Below are 18354 nucleotides of genomic sequence, written 5' to 3'. Positions count from 1 at the left end.
AACCGACATGGTTCTATCCCGCCTTCCTTTACGCCCGGAGATCCTTAACGTTCCAGCTCGCCGTCGAGAATGCTGAATAGCTCATCAGCCGATGCAGTTCCGAGGTCTTCGGTATCCGGATCGGAATTCCTGCCCCACTTAGTGAGGAGCCCGCGTAGGCGCGTGGAAACGACGGCCGCCTCGGTATCGGCCCAGTCAATACCGGCAAGGGCCGCTTCCAATTTGTCGATCTCGCTCATGATGCCCTGCGCAGTGGTCTGCGGAGCCCCGTCGATCTGCTTGAGCAGAACGTTGGCAATGGCCGCTGGAGTCGGATGGTCGAAGACCAGAGTGGTCGGCAGACGTAGTCCGGTGATGTTGCTGAGCTGGTTCCGGAGCTCGACCGCGGTGAGGGAGTCGAAGCCCAACTCCTTGAGCGCTCGCCTCTCCTCGATTCCGTACGGATCGGTTCGTCCCAGCACCGTGGCGACGTGGGTACGGACCAGGTCCAGCACCAGCCGCTCCCGCTCTTCCGGAACGACCCTGGCGACCGAGTCGCGCCACTCGGTGCCCAAGCCACTGCCATTCCCGGCCACTGCCTTCCGGACCGGCCTGCGCACCAACTGACGCAGCACCGGCGGTACGGGCATCGACCGATCCCGGAACGCCTTGAGGTCCAACCGCACCGGCAACACCGCAGCACGGTCCGCGTGCATCGACCGATCAAACAGCGCCAAGGCATCCTCAGTGGCCATCGGAACGATCCCCAACCTGTCCATGCGGGCGAGATCTGTCTCGTTGAGGTTCTGGGTGATTCCGCTGGCCTGTGCCCACAGGCCCCAGGCGAGGGACACGGCGGGCAGGCCCTGGGCATGGCGGTGCTGAGCCAGAGCGTCGAGGAAGGCGTTGGCCGCCGCGTAACTCCCCTGCCCACCGGCACCCAGGGTGGAGGCGACGGAGGAATACAACACGAACGCCTCCAGGCCCATATCCCGGGTCAACTCATGCAGATGCCAGGCCGCATCCACCTTCGGCGCCAACACCCGCTGAACACGCTCATCCGTCAGCCCTTCGACAACACCGTCGTCCACCACCGCAGCAGTGTGAACCACTCCCCGCAGCGGAAGCTGTGCCGGGATGGCGGCCAGCAGCTCACGTACCGCATCGCGGTCGGCCACATCACACGCGGCCACCGTGACCGACGCCCCAGCCGCCTCCAACTCGGCCACCAACCCCGCCACCCCCGGAGCATCCGAGCCCCTACGGCTGGCCAGCAACAAATGCTCCACCCCATGCCCAGCCACCAGATGCCGAGACACCACACCCGCCAACACACCCGACGCCCCCGTCACCAACACCGTCCCGCCAGAGACCATCGGCGCAGACGCCTCAGGGTCCGTCGCGGGCTTGACCACACGAGACAAGCGCGGGACCAGGACGGTCTCGCCCCGAACCGCCAGCTGGGACTCCTCGCCAGTGGCGATGACCCGGACCACCGCGTCCGCCGCAGCAGGGCTGATCTCGCTGCCGTGCTCGGGGTCGTGGTCGGGGTCGTGGTCCAGCAGGAGGAACCGGCCGGGATTCTCGGTCTGCACCGACCGCAACAAACCCCACACCGGAGCCTGCACCAGACCCGCAACGTCCTCACCCGCCACAGGGGCGACCGCACCACAGGTGGCCACCACCAGACGAGAAGCAACCAACCGCTCCTCATCCAGCCACCGCTGCACCGAAGACAGCACAGCGGACAGCGACTCCCGCACCCCGACAACCACGTCCTCACCACTGCTCGTCGGGCAGGACAGCACCACGGTCCCAGGTATGGCTACGCCCTCATCGAGCGCGCTGATCAACGCGGACACGTCCCCGTACCGAGCACACGACCCGCCCGCACGGACCACCGCCTCACCCAGCCCGGCATCCGGCCCCACAACCGCCCACAAACCCCCAGCAACAACCGGAGGGAGCGTGGCCACCGGCTGCCAGTCCAACTGGAACAGCGAGTCATAACGACCGGTCTGGGCCGCCTGCAACTGCTCAGCCGAAACCGGCCGCAGACCCAGCGACTCAATAGACACCACCGGCTGGCCCGCCGCGTCCGCCACCTCCAACGCCACCGCATCCGACCCCGCCCGAGTCAACCGCACCCGCACCACCGACGCACCCGAAGCATGCAACCGCACCCCCAACCACGCAAACGGAACACGTATGGCTTGCTCGTCCTCGTCCGAGGCGATCAACGCCACCGCATGCAAAGCGGCGTCCAGCAGCGCCGGATGCACCCCAAACCGCTCCACCTCGCCAACCCGCTCCCGCGGAAGACGAACCTGAGCGAACACCTCCTCACCACGCCGCCAGACCGTCTCCAACCCCCGGAAAGCCGGACCATAACCAAACCCACGCTCAGCGAGCCCGGCATAGAACCCCTCCGGATCCGACATCACCGCCTCAGCACCCACCGGAGGCCACTGCTCCAAAACCACCCCACCACCAACACCAACCGGCTCCCCCGCCACCAACGAACCCGTGGCATGGCGAACCCATACGGCGTCGACAGCTTCAAGGCGGGATTGCACATAGACGCTGCGCAGACCGTCTTGTCCGGCCTCGCCGACCACAACCTGAAGCTGGACACCACCTCGCTCCGGAAGGGACAACGGATCTCCGAGAGTGAGCTCCTGGATTCCCTCGCATCCCGCGCGATGCGAAGCGGTCAGCGCCAACTCGGCCAGCGCGGCCGGTGGCACCACCACCGACCCCAAAACCCGGTGGTCAGCCAGCCACGGATGGGTCTCCAACGAGATGCGTCCGGTGAGGACATGTCCTTGATCCGCTAGGGGAACTGCGGCTCCGAGGAGGGCGTGTTCAAGGGCTTCCAGGCCAAGGCCGGTGGCGTCGGTTGCGGCGGGCGGAGCGTCGAGCCAGTAGCGCTCCCGCTGGAAGGCATACGTGGGCAGGTCCAGCATCGGTGCGCGGCCATCTACCGCAGTGCTGTCGTCCGTGGCCACCACACCGAGGGCAGGTTTCCAGTCAACAGCCGCCCCATGGACATGCAGCTGGGCGAGGGAGGTCAGAACCTGCCTGAGTGTGTCCTGGTCACGGCGCAAGGTGCCGGTCACCACCGCCTGACCACCGGCGGCCTCCACGGCCTCTTCCACGCCCACTGTCAGCACCGGATGCGCACTGACCTCAACAAAGACCCCATAACCCTCAGCGGCGAGGGCATCCACGGCCTCGGAGAAGCGCACCGGCTGCCGCAGATTCCGGAACCAATACCCACCATCCATCTCGCCGGGCGAGACCCACTGCCCAGTCACCGTCGACAACAACGGCACCCACTCGCCACCACTCCGAGGACTCAAACCACCCAGAACCTCGGCCAGGTCGGCGCGGATCTGGTCAACCTGTGCGGTGTGGGAGGCGTAGTCCACCGGGATCAGGCGCGCCCGCACCTCCTGCTCCTCACATACGGCCCGCACCCGCTCCACCGCCTCCGCAGGCCCAGCCACCACCACTGAACCAGGACCGTTGACCGCAGCCACCTCCACCCCAGCCCAGACACCGGCCTCAATCCGCTCCACAGCCTCCTGCTCGGACACGGCCACTGAGAGCATCCCGCCCAGCCCCGCCAGACGCTCACCAATCAACCGCGACCGAAGCGCCACCACCCGGCACGCATCCTCCAGCGACAACAGACCCGCCACATACGCGGCCGCCACCTCACCCTGGGAATGCCCCACCACCGCCGCCGGCTCCACACCAAACGACCGCCACACCTTGGCCAGCGCCCCCATCACCGCAAACGACACCGGCTGAACCACATCCACCCGATCCAAGGACGGCGCACCCACCTCCTGCCGCAACACCGCCCGCACAGACCAGTCCACCCACCGCGACAGCAACCGCTCACACTCGGCGATGGCTTCAGCGAACACCACCGACTCATCCAGCAACCGCGCACCCATACCCGCCCACTGCGCACCCTGACCAGGGAAAACGAACACCGGCCGACCCACCCCCGACCGCACACGACCCACCACACCACCACCAACGGCCTCACCCCGCGCCACCGCCCCGAGACCAGCCTCAAGCTGCTCGACATCCGAACCAAGGACAACAGCGCGGTGCTCGAACACCGCACGGGAGCCCACCAGAGCACGCCCCACACCCACCACGTCCACGCCACCACCATCAGCCTGAGCAGCACGCACGTACTCCAGCAGCCGACCTGCCTGAGCCGCCAACGCCCCCGCACTACGCCCCGACACCACCCACGGCACCACACCAGGCATCACCACGGGCGCCACACCGCCACCAGCAGATTCCTCTGCCGGTGCTTCCTCGATGATGACGTGCGCATTGGTCCCGGACACGCCGAAGGAAGACACACCCGCCCGCCGGGCCCGCTCCCCACGCGGCCAAGCCACAGCCTCAGCCAGCAACTCCACCGCACCCGCACCCCAGTCCACGTGCGATGACGGCTGGTCGACATGCAACGTGCGCGGCAGCATCTCCTGGTCCAAGGCCATGACCATCTTGATCACACCACCCACACCGGCGGCCGATTGCGTGTGCCCGATGTTGGACTTCAGCGACCCCAGCCGCAACGGCCGACCCCCCTCACGCTCCCGCCCATAAGTAGCCAGCAGCGCTTGCACCTCGATCGGATCGCCGAGCGTCGTGCCGGTGCCGTGGCCCTCGACGGCGTCCACGTCCGCCGCCGACAGCCGGGCGTTGGCCAGTGCCTGTCGGATCACCCGCTCCTGCGACGGACCATTCGGCGCCGTCAGCCCGTTCGACGCCCCGTCCTGATTGACCGCAGAACCACGCACCACCGCCAACACCCGATGCCCCCGAGCCCGAGCATCCGACAACCGCTCCAACAACAACACACCCACACCCTCACCCCAGCCCGTGCCATCCGCCCCCTCCGCATACGCCTTGCACCGGCCATCCACCGACAGGCCCCGCTGACGGGAAAACTCCACAAACGTCCCCGGAGTCGACATCACCGCCACACCACCAGCCAACGCCATCGAACACTCACCACCACGCAACGCCACACTCGCCTGATGCAACGCCACCAACGACGACGAACACGCCGTATCCACCGTCACCGCAGGCCCCTCAAGACCAAACACATACGCCAAACGCCCCGACGCCACACTCCCAGCACTCCCCGACCCCAAATAACCCTCAAGATCCGCCGGAAGGGCGGTCAGCCGCGAGGCATAGTCGTTGTACATCACCCCCATGAACACACCCGTAGCCGACCCACGCAGCCCAGCCGGATCAACCCCAGCCCGCTCCATCGCCTCCCACGACGCCTCCAACAACAACCGCTGCTGCGGATCCACCGCCAACGCCTCACGCGGCGACATCCCAAAAAACTCCGCATCAAAATCCGCCGCCTCATGCAAAAACCCACCCGACCGCACATACGACGTCCCCGCACGCGCCGGATCCGGGTCATACAACCCCTCCAGATCCCAACCACGATCCACCGGAAAACCAGAAATGGCATCCACCCCACCCGCCACCAAATCCCACAACCCCTCCGGCGAAGCCACACCACCCGGATACCGACACCCCACCCCCACAATCGCAATCGGCTCCACATCCACACCCACCACAGCCGGCACCACAACAGCAGCATCCGACCCCACACCCGCACCCAACTCCTGGTCGAGGTAGGAGGCGACAGCGCGTGGGCTGGGATGGTCGAACGCCAAGGTGGTCGGGAGTCGAAGCCCGGTGGCTGCCCCAAGCTGATTACGCAGTTCGACCGCGGTGAGGGAGTCGAAGCCCAGGTCCCTCAGCGCTCGGTCGGAGTCGATTCCAGCAGCGTCCGCATGCCCCAGCACCGTCGCCACATGAGAACAAACCAGCTCCAGCAGCAACCGCTCACGCTCCCGCGGCGCCACCCCCGCCAACCGATCCCGCCACGCACCAGCCCCATCCCGCTCCGCCGCAACCCGACGCACCGCACCCCGCACCACATTCCGCAACAACGCCGGAACCGACACACCACCACGCCCACGAAACGCCCGCACATCCACACGCACCGGCAACACCACACCACGCCCCACCCCCTGAGCCACATCGAAAAGGGCGAGACCCTCTTCGGTGGTCATGGGGGTGATGCCGGTGCGGTTCAGGCGTGCATGGTCCTCGTGGTCCAGGTGGCCGGTCATCCCGCTGTCCTGCGCCCACAGCCCCCAGGCCAGGGACACACCGGGCAGGCCCTGAGCCCGGCGGTGCTGAGCCAGGGCGTCCAGGAATGTATTGGCCGCAGCGTAATTGCCCTGTCCGGCACTACCCAGCACACCTGCCGCCGAGGAGAACAGTACGAACGCCGCCAGGTCCATGTCCTGGGTCAGCTCATGCAGATGCCAGGCCGCATCCACCTTCGGCGCCAGCACCCGCTCAATCTGCTCCTGGCCCAGGCCCTCCACGGTCGCGTCATCCAAAACACCCGCGGCATGCACCACACCCCTGAGCGGCACCTCCGCCGGAACACCAGCCAGCAGCTCACGCACCTCATCACGGTCGGCCACATCACACGCGGCCACGGTGACCGACGCCCCAGCCGCCTCCAGCTCAGCCACCAACTCCGCCACCCCCGGAGCATCCGGACCCCTACGACCAGCCAGCAGCAGATGCCCGACCCCGTGCTCGGCGACCAGATGCCGGGCCACCAAACCGCCCAACGTCCCCGTACCGCCAGTCACCAACACCGTCCCCGGGCCCTGCCACCGTTCAGTCAGCTCCGCAGCACCAGCTCCACTCACCCGTGTCAGACGGGCGCGCCGCACCACATCCCCACGTACCGCGAGCTGCGGCTCGCCACACGCCACCAGCCCGCCCACCACACCAGCATCAAGACCCACACCGCCATCACGCTCGTCTGCGACGACGTCGGCCAGCAGGAACCGGTCCGGGTGCTCAACCTGCGCACTACGCACCAGGCCCCACACCGCCGCACCCGCAAAACTGCACACCTCCTCACCCGGCTCCACCACCACCGCACCACTGGTCCGCACCAACAAACGACTCCCCGACCACTGCTCATCGCTGACAAACATCCCCAACACCGCAGCGATCTCCCCCACCACCCGATGGACCCCACCCACCACACCACCAGACCCCTCATCCGCATCCGCAGGAACGGTCAGGACCACCACATCCGGCACCACCCCACACCCCGCCAACCGCTCCAAAGCCACCACATCCCCACCCTGCAACAACCCCACCACCGGCCCCACCACAGCACCCGCCACCGCCTCCGCCGCAACCTCTTCCCACTCCACCCCAAACAAGCAATCCCGACCCACACCCACCGCCGCCAACTGCCCCACCGACACCGACCGCACCATCAACGACTCCACCACACCCACAAACCGGCCATCCTCATCCGCCAGATCAACCGCAACCTCATCCACACCCACCGACCGCACACCCACCCGCAACCGAACAGCACCCCGCCCCACCAACCGCACACCACTCACCGCAAACGGCAACCTCACCTGCTCCGATCCCTCACCCGAACCCTGCCCACCCACAATCAACAAAGCCTGAAACGCCGCATCCAACAACGCCGGATGAACCCCAAACCCCCCACCATCAACCCCCTCCGGCAAACACACCTCCACAAACACCGCATCACCCAACCGCCACGCCGCCCGCACCCCCTGAAACAACGGCCCATACTCATAACCCCGACCAGCAAAACCCGCATAAAGCTCGTCCGGATCCAACGCCATCTGCTGGGCACCGGCCGGCGGCCACTGTTCGAGCATCGGCTGGTGCTGCTCGTCTTGCTGCGGGACACCGAGCAGACCGCTGGCGTTCCGGGTCCATACGGACTCAGAAGACGTTTCCCCTACCTCAACGCGGGAGTGGACAGAAACCGGCCGGAAGCCCGATGCATCGGCTTCTTCAACGGCGACCTGGACCTGGACACCGCCCTGCTCGGGCAGAACCAGCGGCGCCTCCAGCGTCAGCTCCTCCAGCCGATTGCAACCGATGTGTTCACCGGCACGGGTCGCCATCTCCATCAGCGCCGCCCCTGGCACCAGCACCGCCCCCATCACCTGGTGGTCGGTCAGCCACGGATGTGTCTGCAGCGACAGCCGCCCCGTAAGCAGAATCGACTCGCTGCCCGCAGTGTCGACTGCGGCTCCGAGGAGGGGGTGTTCGACGCTCTCCAAGCCGAGGCCGGTGGCATCGGCCGCCACGGTCGGAGCGTCGAGCCAGTAACGCTCCCGCTGGAAGGCATACGTGGGCAAGTCCAGCATCGGTGCGCGGCCATCTGCTGCGGTGCTGTCGTCCGTGGCCACCACGCCGAGGGCAGGTTTCCAGTCAACGGCCACCCCGTTGACATGCAGCTGGGCGAGGGAGGTCAGAGCCTGCCTGAGTGTGTCCTGGTCCCGGCGCAAAGTGCCGGTCACCACCGCCTGACCACCGGCGGCCTCCACGGCCTCTTCCACACCCACCGTCAGCACCGGATGCGCACTGACCTCAACGAAGACCCCATAGCCCTCGGCGGCCAGGGCATCCACGGCCTCGGCGAAACGCACTGGCTGCCGCAGATTCCGGAACCAATACCCACCATCCATCTCGCCGGGCGAAACCCACTGCCCAGTCACCGTCGACAACAACGGCACCCCACGACCTTGAGGAGCGGCCGGAGCCAGGCCGTCCAGGGCCTGGGCCAGCTCGGCACGGATCTGCTCGATCTGTGCGGTGTGGGAGGCGTAGTCCACCGGGATCAGGCGCGCCCGCACCTCCTGCTCCTCACATACGGCCCGCACCCGCTCCACCGCCTGCGCAGGCCCGGCCACCACGACCGAGCCGGGACCGTTGACCGCGGCCACCTCCACCCCACCCCAGACACCGGCCTCAATGCGCTCCACAGCCTCATCCCTGGACAGCGCCACTGAGAGCATCCCGCCCAGCCCCGCCAGACGCTCACCAATCAACCGCGACCGAAGCGCCACCACCTTGCACGCGTCCTCCAGCGACAACAGACCCGCCACATACGCGGCCGCCACCTCACCCTGGGAATGCCCCACCACCGCCGCCGGCTCCACACCAAACGACCGCCACACCCCCGCCAAAGCCACCATCACCGCAAACGACACCGGCTGAACCACATCCACCCGATCCAACGACGGTGTACCCACCTCCTGCCGCAACACCCCCCGCACAGACCAATCCACCCACCCCGACAACACCCGCTCACACTCAGCAATCCCCTCGGCAAACACCACCGACTCATCCAGCAACCGCGCACCCATACCCACCCACTGCGCACCCTGACCAGGAAAAACGAACACCGGCCGACCCACCCCCGACCGCACACGACCCACCACACCACCACCAACGGCCTCACCCCGCGCCACCCCCGCGAGACCAGCCCCAAGCTCCTCCACATCCGAACCAAGGACAACAGCGCGGTGCTCGAACACCGCACGGGAGCCCACCAGAGCACACCCCACACCCACCACGTCCACGCCACCACCATCAGCCTGGGCAGCACGCACGTACTCCAGCAGCCGACCCGCCTGAGCCGCCAACCCACCCGCACTACGTCCCGACACCACCCACGGCGTCACACCACCGCCAGCAGAAACCACCTCCACATTCGGGGCCTCCTCTACCGACGCTTCCTCAAGAATGACGTGCGCATTGGTCCCCGACACACCGAACGAAGACACACCCGCCCTACGAACCCGCTCCCCACGCGGCCAAGCCACCGCCTCAGCCAGCAACTCCACCGCACCCGCATCCCAATCCACATGCGAAGACGGCCGATCCACATGCAACGTCCGCGGCAACATCTCCCGGTTCAGGGCCATGACCATCTTGATCACACCACCCACACCAGCAGCAGCCTGCGCATGGCCGATGTTCGACTTCAACGACCCCAACCACAACGGCCGACCCCCCTCACGCTCCCGCCCATACGTGGCCAGCAACGCCTGCGCCTCGATCGGATCACCCAACCGGGTCCCGGTCCCATGACCCTCAACAGCGTCCACATCCGCCGTCGTCAGCCGCGCGTTGGCCAGCGCCTGCCGGATCACCCGCTCCTGCGACGGACCATTCGGCGCCGTCAACCCATTCGACGCCCCATCCTGATTCACCGCAGAACCACGCACCACCGCCAACACCCGATGCCCCCGAGCCCGAGCATCCGACAACCGCTCCAACAACAACACACCGACACCCTCACCAAACCCCGTGCCATCCGCCCCCTCGGCGAATGCCTTGCACCGGCCGTCCACCGACAGGCCGCGCTGACGGGAGAACTCCAGGAAGAGGCCCGGGGTGGACATCACCGTCGCTCCACCGGCCAGGGCCATCGAGCACTCACCGCTGCGCAGCGCCGCACTCGCCTGGTGCAAGGCAACCAAAGACGACGAACACGCGGTGTCCACCGTCACTGCCGGACCTTCGAGCCCGAAGGTGTACGCCAGGCGCCCCGACGCCACGCTTCCCGCACTGCCGGAGACCAGGTAGCCCTCGAGCTCACCCGGGAACTTCCTCAGCCTGGAGGCGTAGTCGCTGTACATCACGCCCATGAACACGCCCGTGGCCGAGCCGCGCAGCTCAGCCGGATCGAGTCCGGCCCGCTCCATCGCCTCCCACGACGCCTCCAACAACAACCGCTGCTGCGGATCCACCGCCAACGCCTCACGCGGCGACATCCCGAAGAACTCCGCATCGAAGTCCGCGGCATCGTTCAAGAAGCCACCGTCGATGGCATAGCTCTTCCCCGCGCGGTCCGGGTCCGGGTCGTACAGGGCCTCCAGGTCCCAGCCACGATCGACCGGGAAGCCGGAAATGGCGTCCGTCCCCCCGGACACCAAATCCCACAGCTCCTCCGGCGAGGCCACACCACCCGGATACCGGCAGCCCACCCCCACAATCGCAATCGGCTCCGTGTCCACGCCCACCACGGCGGGCGCCACATCAGCGCCGTCCGAGCGCTCGCCCGTGCCCAGTCGACCGTCCAGATACCTGGCGATGGCCGAAGGCGTCGGATAGTCGAAGACCAACGTGGTCGGGAGCCGAAGTCCTGTCGCGGTCCCAAGCTGGTTACGCAGTTCGACCGCGGTCAGGGAGTCGAAGCCCAGATCCTTCAACGCGCGGTCGCCATCCACGGTGTCCGCGTTCGAGTGGCCCAGCACCTTGGCGATATGCGTACGAACGGTGGCGAGGATGAGGTCGTAGCGCTCGGCGTCGTCGAGAGCCGCAACCCGCTGCTGAAGAGTCGTTGCCGCCGTGGAACCCGTACGACGTACCGGGGACTTCACCAGCCCTCGGTACAGGCTCAAGAGGGTGCCACCGTTTGCCACATGCCTCTGCACCGCCGTAAGAGAGAGGCGGGCCAGGAGGAGCGAAGGGCGATCGGCGTCGACGGCCATGTCAAGCAGAGCCAGGCCCTCTTCGGTGGTCATGGGGGTGATGCCGGTGCGGTTCAGGCGTGCATGGTCCTCGTGGTCCAGGTGGCCGGTCATCCCGCTGTCCTGCGCCCACAGCCCCCAGGCCAGGGACACCGCAGGTAGGCCCTGAGCCCGGCGGTGCTGAGCCAGAGCGTCCAGGAAGGTGTTCGCCGCGGCGTAGTTGGCCTGTCCGGCATTACCCAGCACACCCGCGGCCGAAGAGAACAGTACGAACGCCGCCAGGTCCATGTCCTGGGTCAGCTCATGCAGATGCCAAGCCGCATCCACCTTCGGAGCCAACACCCGCTCAATCTGCTCCTGGCCCAGGCCCTCCACCGTCGCGTCATCCAAAACACCCGCGGCATGCACCACACCCCTGAGCGGCACCTCCGCCGGAACACCAGCCAGCAGCTCACGCACCGCATCACGATCACTGGTGTCACAGGAGCGGACCGTCACCCGGCCGCCCAGCTCCTCGATCTGCTCACACAGCTCCGGCGCTCCCGGCGCGCCCAGGCCCCGACGGCTGACCAGCAGCACGTGCTCTACTCCGTGCTCGGCGACCAGATGGCGAGCCACCAATCCGCCCAGCGTTCCGGTGCCACCGGTGACCAACACCGTCCCCGGACCCCGCCACCCGCCGACCCGCTCTACGGCCGCAGCTCCACTCACCCGTGCCAGGCGGGCGCGCCGCACCACATCCCCACGTACCGCGAGCTGCGGCTCGCCACACGCCACCAGCCCGCCCACCACACCAGCATCAAGACCCACACCACCATCACGCTCGTCTGCGACAACGTCGGCCAGCAGGAACCGGTCCGGGTGCTCAACCTGCGCACTACGCACCAGGCCCCACACCGCCGCACCCGCAAAACTGCACACCCCCTCACCCGGCTCCACCACCACCGCACCACTGGTCCGCACCAACAAACGACTCCCCGACCACCGCTCATCGGTCACAAACATCCCCAACACCGCAGCGATCTCCCCCACCACCCGATGGACCCCACCCACCACACCACCAGACCCGCAGTCGGCGTCACCCGGAACGGTCAGGACCACCACATCCGGCACCACCCCACACCCCGCCAACCGCTCCAAAGCCACCACATCCCCACCCTGCAACAACCCCACCACCGGCCCCACCACAGCACCCGCCACCGCCTCCGCCGCAACCTCTTCCCACTCCACCCCAAACAAGCAATCCCGACCCACACCCACCGCCGCCAACTGCCCCACCGAAACCGACCGCACCATCAACGACTCCACCACACCCACAAACCGGCCATCCTCATCCGCCAGATCAACCGCAACCTCATCCACACCCACCGACCGCACACCCACCCGCAACCGAACAGCACCCCGCCCCACCAACCGCACACCACTCACCGCAAACGGCAACCTCACCTGCTCCGATCCCTCACCCGAACCCTGCCCACCCACAATCAACAAAGCCTGAAACGCCGCATCCAACAACGCCGGATGAACCCCAAACCCCCCACCATCAACCCCCTCCGGCAAACACACCTCCACAAACACCACATCACCCAACCGCCACGCCGCCCGCACCCCCTGAAACAACGGCCCATACTCATAACCCCGACCAGCAAAACCCGCATAAAGCTCGTCAATGTCCACTGGAGCGGCTCCGGGAGGCGGCCAATTGGCTCCGCTCAGCGTCTCCGAGACGGGCTCCACATCAACCGCCGCGCAGCTCGACCCCGTCGCATGGCGCTTCCAACCCAGGTCGACATCATCGGAATCCATCCGCGAGTGAATGCTGAACTCGCGCTGACCATCCTGTTGGGCCTCCCCGACGACCACCTGCAGGTGAACGGTCTCTCCTTCGGGGACTGCGAGGGGTGCTTCAAGGGCGATGTCTTCGATGCCCTGTTGACCCACGTGCGTCACGGCGTGCATCGCCAACTCGATCAGCGCGGCCCCCGGCACCAGCACGGTTCCCCATACCTGGTGGTCGGCGAGCCATGGGTGTGTCTCCAGCGAGATGCGTCCGGTGAAGAGCTGTCCACCTTCGGCAAGGGGGACAGCGGCTCCCAGGAGGGAATGTTCAAGAGTTTCCAGACCCAGACCAGTGGCATCGACCGCCACAGTCGGAGCGTCCAGCCAGTAACGCTCCCGCTGGAACGCATACGTCGGCAACGACACCAACGCCCCACCATCCGACCCAGCCACCGCACCCAGAACGGGTGCCCAGTCAACGGCCACCCCATTGACATGCAACTGAGCCACAGAGGTCAGAACCTGCCCGACAGTGTCCTGGTCCCGGCGCAACGTCCCGGTCACCACCGCCTGACCACCAGCAGCCTCCACCGCCTCCTCCACACCCACCGTCAACACCGGATGCGCACTGACCTCAACGAAGACCCCATAGCCCTCGGCGGCCAGGGCATCCACGGCCTCGGCGAAACGCACCGGCTGCCGCAGATTCCGGAACCAATACCCACCATCCATCTCCCCAGGCGAAACCCACTGCCCAGTCACCGTCGACAACAACGGCACCCACTCGCCACCACCCCGAGGACTCAAACCACCCAGAACCTCGGCCAGCTCAGTACGGATCTGCTCAACCTGCGTCGTGTGAGAGGCGTAATCCACCGGAATCAGGCGCGCCCGCACCCCCTCCGCCTCACATACGGCCCGCACCCGCTCCACCGCCTCCGCAGGCCCAGCCACCACCACTGAACCAGGACCGTTGACCGCAGCCACCTCCACCCCACCCCAGACACCGGCCCCAATCCGCCCCAACGCCTCCTGCTCGGACACGGCCACTGAGAGCATCCCGCCCAGCCCCGCCAGACGCTCACCAATCAACCGCGACCGAAGCGCCACCACCTTGCACGCATCCTCCAGCGACAACAGACCCGCCACATACGCGGCCGCCACCTCACCCTGCGAATGCCCCACCACCGCCGCCGGCTCCACACCAAACGACCGCCACACCTTGGCCAGCGCCACCATCACCGCAAACGACACCGGCTGAACCACATCCACCCGATCCAAGGACGGCGCTCCTGCCTCCTGCCGCAACACCGCCCGCACAGACCAGTCCACCCACCCCGACAACACCCGCTCACACTCAGCAATCCCCTCGGCAAACACCACCGACTCATCCAGCAACCGCGCACCCATACCCACCCACTGCGCACCCTGACCAGGGAAGACAAACACCGGCCGACCCACCCCCGACCGCACACGACCCACCACACCACCACCAACGGCCTCACCCCGCGCCACCCCCGCGAGACCAGCCTCAAGCTGCTCGACATCCGAACCAAGAACAACAGCGCGGTGCTCGAACACCGCACGCGAGCCCACCAGAGCACACCCCACACCCACCGCATCCACGCCACCACCACCAGCCTGAGCAGCACGCACGTACTCCAGCAGCCGACCCGCCTGAGCCGCCAACGCCCCCGCACTACGCCCCGACACAACCCACGGCACCACACCAGGCATCACCCCGGGCGCCACACCACCGCCAGCGGAAACCATCTCCCCATTCGAGGCTTCCTCCGTCGGTGCCTCCTCAAGGATGAGATGGGCATTGGTCCCCGACACACCGAACGAAGACACACCCGCCCGCCGCACCCGCTCTCCGCGCGGCCAAGCCACCGCCTCAGTCAGCAGCTCAACCGCACCCGCGTCCCAGTCCACATGCGAAGACGGCCGATCCACATACAACGTGCGCGGCAGCACCTCGCGGTTCAGGGCCATGACCATCTTGATCACACCACCCACACCAGCGGCCGATTGGCTGTGCCCGATGTTGGACTTCAGCGACCCCAGCCACAGCGGCCGACCCTCCTCCCGGCCCTGCCCATAGGTGGCCAGCAGCGCCTGGGCCTCGATCGGATCACCGAGCGTCGTGCCCGTTCCATGACCCTCGACGGCATCCACGTCCGCCGTCGTCAGCCGGGCATTGGCCAGTGCCTGCCGGATCACCCGCTCCTGCGACGGACCATTCGGCGCCGTCAACCCATTCGACGCCCCATCCTGATTCACCGCAGAACCACGCACCACCGCCAACACCCGATGCCCACGCGCCCGAGCATCCGACAACCGCTCCAGCAACAACACACCCACGCCCTCGCTGAACCCGGCCCCATCCGCCGCGTCCGCGAACGCCTTGCACACCCCGTCCACCGCCATGCCACGCTGCCGGGAGAACTCCAGGAAGAGGCCCGGGGCCGACATCACCGCCACGCCCCCCGCCAGGGCCATCGAGCACTCACCACGGCGCAGCGCCGCACTCGCCTGGTGCAAGGCAACCAACGACGACGAACACGCCGTGTCCATCGAGACCGCTGGTCCCTCAAGACCGAGCACATACGCCACGCGGCCAGAGGCGACACTCTGCCGGCTGCCATTGAGCAGGTACCCCTCGAGCTCACCCGGGAAGGTGCTCAGGCGCGAGGCGTAGTCGTTGTAAATGACGCCGAGGTAGACCCCGGTCGGGGTACCGCGCAGCTCAAGGGGGTTGATTCCCGCGGTCTCGATCGCTTCCCACGACGTCTCCAGCAGCAACCGCTGCTGCGGGTCGACCGCCAGCGCCTCACGCGGCGACATCCCGAAGAACTCCGCGTCAAAGTCCGCGGCATCGTGCAAGAACCCGCCCTTCCGGGAATACGAGGTCCCCGCATGCGCCGGGTCCGGGTCGAACAGGTTCTCCAGGTCCCAACCGCGGTCGGTGGGGAAGTCCGAGATGGTGTTCCGGCCGGTCGCCACCACGTCCCACAGTTCATCGGGAGAGCTCACCCCACCGGGGTAGCGGCAGGCCAGACCCACGACGGCGATCGGGTCGTCGGCATCGCGCCGGTCGTCGTCGTCCTCCGTCGCGCCAACCGACGCTGGGGCAACGTCAGCGACGTCGCCCACGATCCGGGACCTCACATAGCGCGCCAGCGCCGCCGGGTTCGGGTAGTCGAACAGAGCCGTCGACGGGAGGCGAACCCCTGAACGCTCGATCAGGTTGCTGATCAGTTGCTGACGCTTCTCCCGGTAGACGCCGAGAGAGCGGAAGGAGGCCTGTTCGGCGATGTCTTCTGGGCTGCGTGAGCCGAGTATCTGAGCGATCTCTTCACGTACCAGGGCAAGCACTATCTCGAACTGCCGCTTTTCGGACGCATCAGAGAGTCGATCGCGCAGCTCAGCATCCGTGAGTACTCGCCTATCCCGCACAGCAAACCCTTCCAACGCCAACGGAATTACGCCATATCAGATGTGGACAGCCCGCCGGTCGTCCAGCCGGAAACCGGCCTACGGGCTCTCAAGGGGTCGTGCCAAAAGGGTCGGAACAGCTGGACTCCGACCTCAATCAGGTGCCTGATTCACCGAATTTGTTCACTGAGAGATGCGCTCCGCGACGAAACGGGCGACATCGGGTAGCTGCTCAGTGAGGTAGAAGTGGCCGCCCGGGAAGACCATCAGCTCGAAATCCCCGGTGGTGTGTTTTCCCCAGTCCTCCGCCTCATCCGAGGTCACTCGCTCATCGGAGACACCGATAACCGTGGAGATAGGGCAGGTGACCCTGGTGTCGGGAGTAACCACATAGCCTTCGATCGCCTTGTAGTCGCTGCGTATGGCGGGCAGGATGACGCGGAGGGCATCCTCATCGGCGAAGATCCCGGAGTTCGGACCGTTCAGCGCCCTGAGGTCCGCTATGAGCTGGGCATCGTCCGTCCGCAGCTTCTCGTCACGGTGTCGTGAGGGAGCCGGGCGAGCCGATGCGAACAGCCACCGCGGGCTTATCCCGTCCTTCTCTTCGAGGCGTCGCGTCACCTCGAATGCCAGCACCGCGCCCATACTATGCCCGAAGAAGGCCAGCGGACGATCGTCGAGGGCCCGCACATCCTCGAAGATGAGGTCGGCCATTTCCTCGACGCTGTCTATGCACGCGTCCCGGTGACGGTCCTGCCTTCCCGGATACTGAACGGCCAGGACTTCCGCCGATACGTTCAGCCCTCTTGCGAAGGGAAAGAAGAAGGTGGCGGCGCCACCCGCATGAGGAAAACAGATCAGTCGGACGTCTTCAGGAGACTCGCCTCTCCGAAAGCGGCGAAGCCAACGCCCAGGGCGTACCTCGGCTGCACCCACGTACTCCATCCCTTCAATGACCGGTTCCGGCGACCGCACGGTGGTACCCGATGCCGGTAGCCGAAAGGGCTCGGATGAACGGACCCACCCCCGCTTCGCAGCCTCCGCCCAAAAACATTTTCGACGCTACAAGCCATCCGCCGACCAGAGAAAGGGTCATCTCTGCACAGGCCAACTGGTGGCCATGGCACCGATGCACAGCCGCATGGGGCACGGACGGTCGTGACCAGCGGACACAGCCATGCGGGCGCGGTGCCGCGAGCGGTTCGGGCCCCCTTCCTCGGGCGCCCTTCCCCAGGCGCCCTTCCCCGGGCGCCTTTCCCCGGGCGCCCTTCCTTGGGTTCGGATAGAGGTCCGGACAGGGGATCGGATAGGGGACTGGATAGGCCGAATTCAACGGTTTTCCCGGCGTATGACGCCTCACGGGCGATGGCAGGAGAGTGCCATTTGGCTTGTGCATGCGTTGCCACGGCCGGACACACGGCAGCATGGAGGGGCCCGTTGAGTGAACGGTGCGCCACTGGGAGATCGAGCAGCATTGAGCAGGGAAGAAGCGCCATGAAGGTGTGGATCGACCAGAGCAGATGCCTCAACAGCAGACAGTGCGAGGAAACCGCACCGCGCGTGTTCTCAATCGCGGACGACAGTCTCGCCTATGTGCGCCAAAACGGTCAGCTGCTGGACCAACCGGGCGGCGAGACATGTCAGGCGAATGTCCCCGATGAGGACCAGGACGCTGTCGATACGGCGGCCTACGAGTGCCCGGGGCAGTGCATCCACGTCATCGAGCAACCGTAGACAGGCCCGCGTC

3 protein-coding genes are annotated in these 18354 nt (G+C 66.7%); 1 reads left to right on the top strand and 2 read right to left on the bottom strand.

The window, feature by feature from the left end; translation table 11 throughout:
- Window positions 1-44: 44 nt before the first annotated feature.
- Together J2Z30_RS51095 and J2Z30_RS34550 are read right to left on the bottom strand one after the other, a co-directional pair.
- A complete protein-coding gene (locus tag J2Z30_RS51095) occupies window positions 45-16649 on the bottom strand; it encodes a type I polyketide synthase (protein WP_209468953.1) in 16605 nt (5534 codons plus the stop codon).
- Window positions 16650-16790: 141 nt separating this feature from the next.
- Window positions 16791-17552, bottom strand: a complete 762-nt coding sequence (locus J2Z30_RS34550; protein WP_044568462.1) for a thioesterase II family protein — start codon at window positions 17550-17552, stop codon at window positions 16791-16793.
- 549 nt (window positions 17553-18101) lie between these two features.
- Here J2Z30_RS34550 and J2Z30_RS34545 point away from each other — a divergent pair.
- Window positions 18102-18341 carry a ferredoxin gene (locus tag J2Z30_RS34545; RefSeq protein ID WP_044568463.1) on the top strand — a complete coding sequence of 80 codons (240 nt, stop codon included), beginning with the start codon at window positions 18102-18104 and terminating at the stop codon, window positions 18339-18341.
- Window positions 18342-18354 lie beyond the last annotated feature (13 nt).

It is taken from the genome of Streptomyces iranensis (genome assembly GCF_017874715.1).
GTDB classification, from domain to species: Bacteria; Actinomycetota; Actinomycetes; order Streptomycetales; family Streptomycetaceae; genus Streptomyces; species Streptomyces iranensis.
Note: the sequence above shows the minus strand (reverse complement) of the source record. Positions and strands in the feature narration are given on the sequence as shown.

What these genes read in the sequence shown, in the direction of transcription:
- J2Z30_RS34545 (WP_044568463.1), top strand. Translation starts at nt 18,102, where the DNA reads ATGAAGGTGTGGATCGACCAGAGCAGATGCCTCAACAGCAGACAGTGC.
- J2Z30_RS34550 (WP_044568462.1), bottom strand. Translation starts at nt 17,552, where the DNA reads ATGGAGTACGTGGGTGCAGCCGAGGTACGCCCTGGGCGTTGGCTTCGC.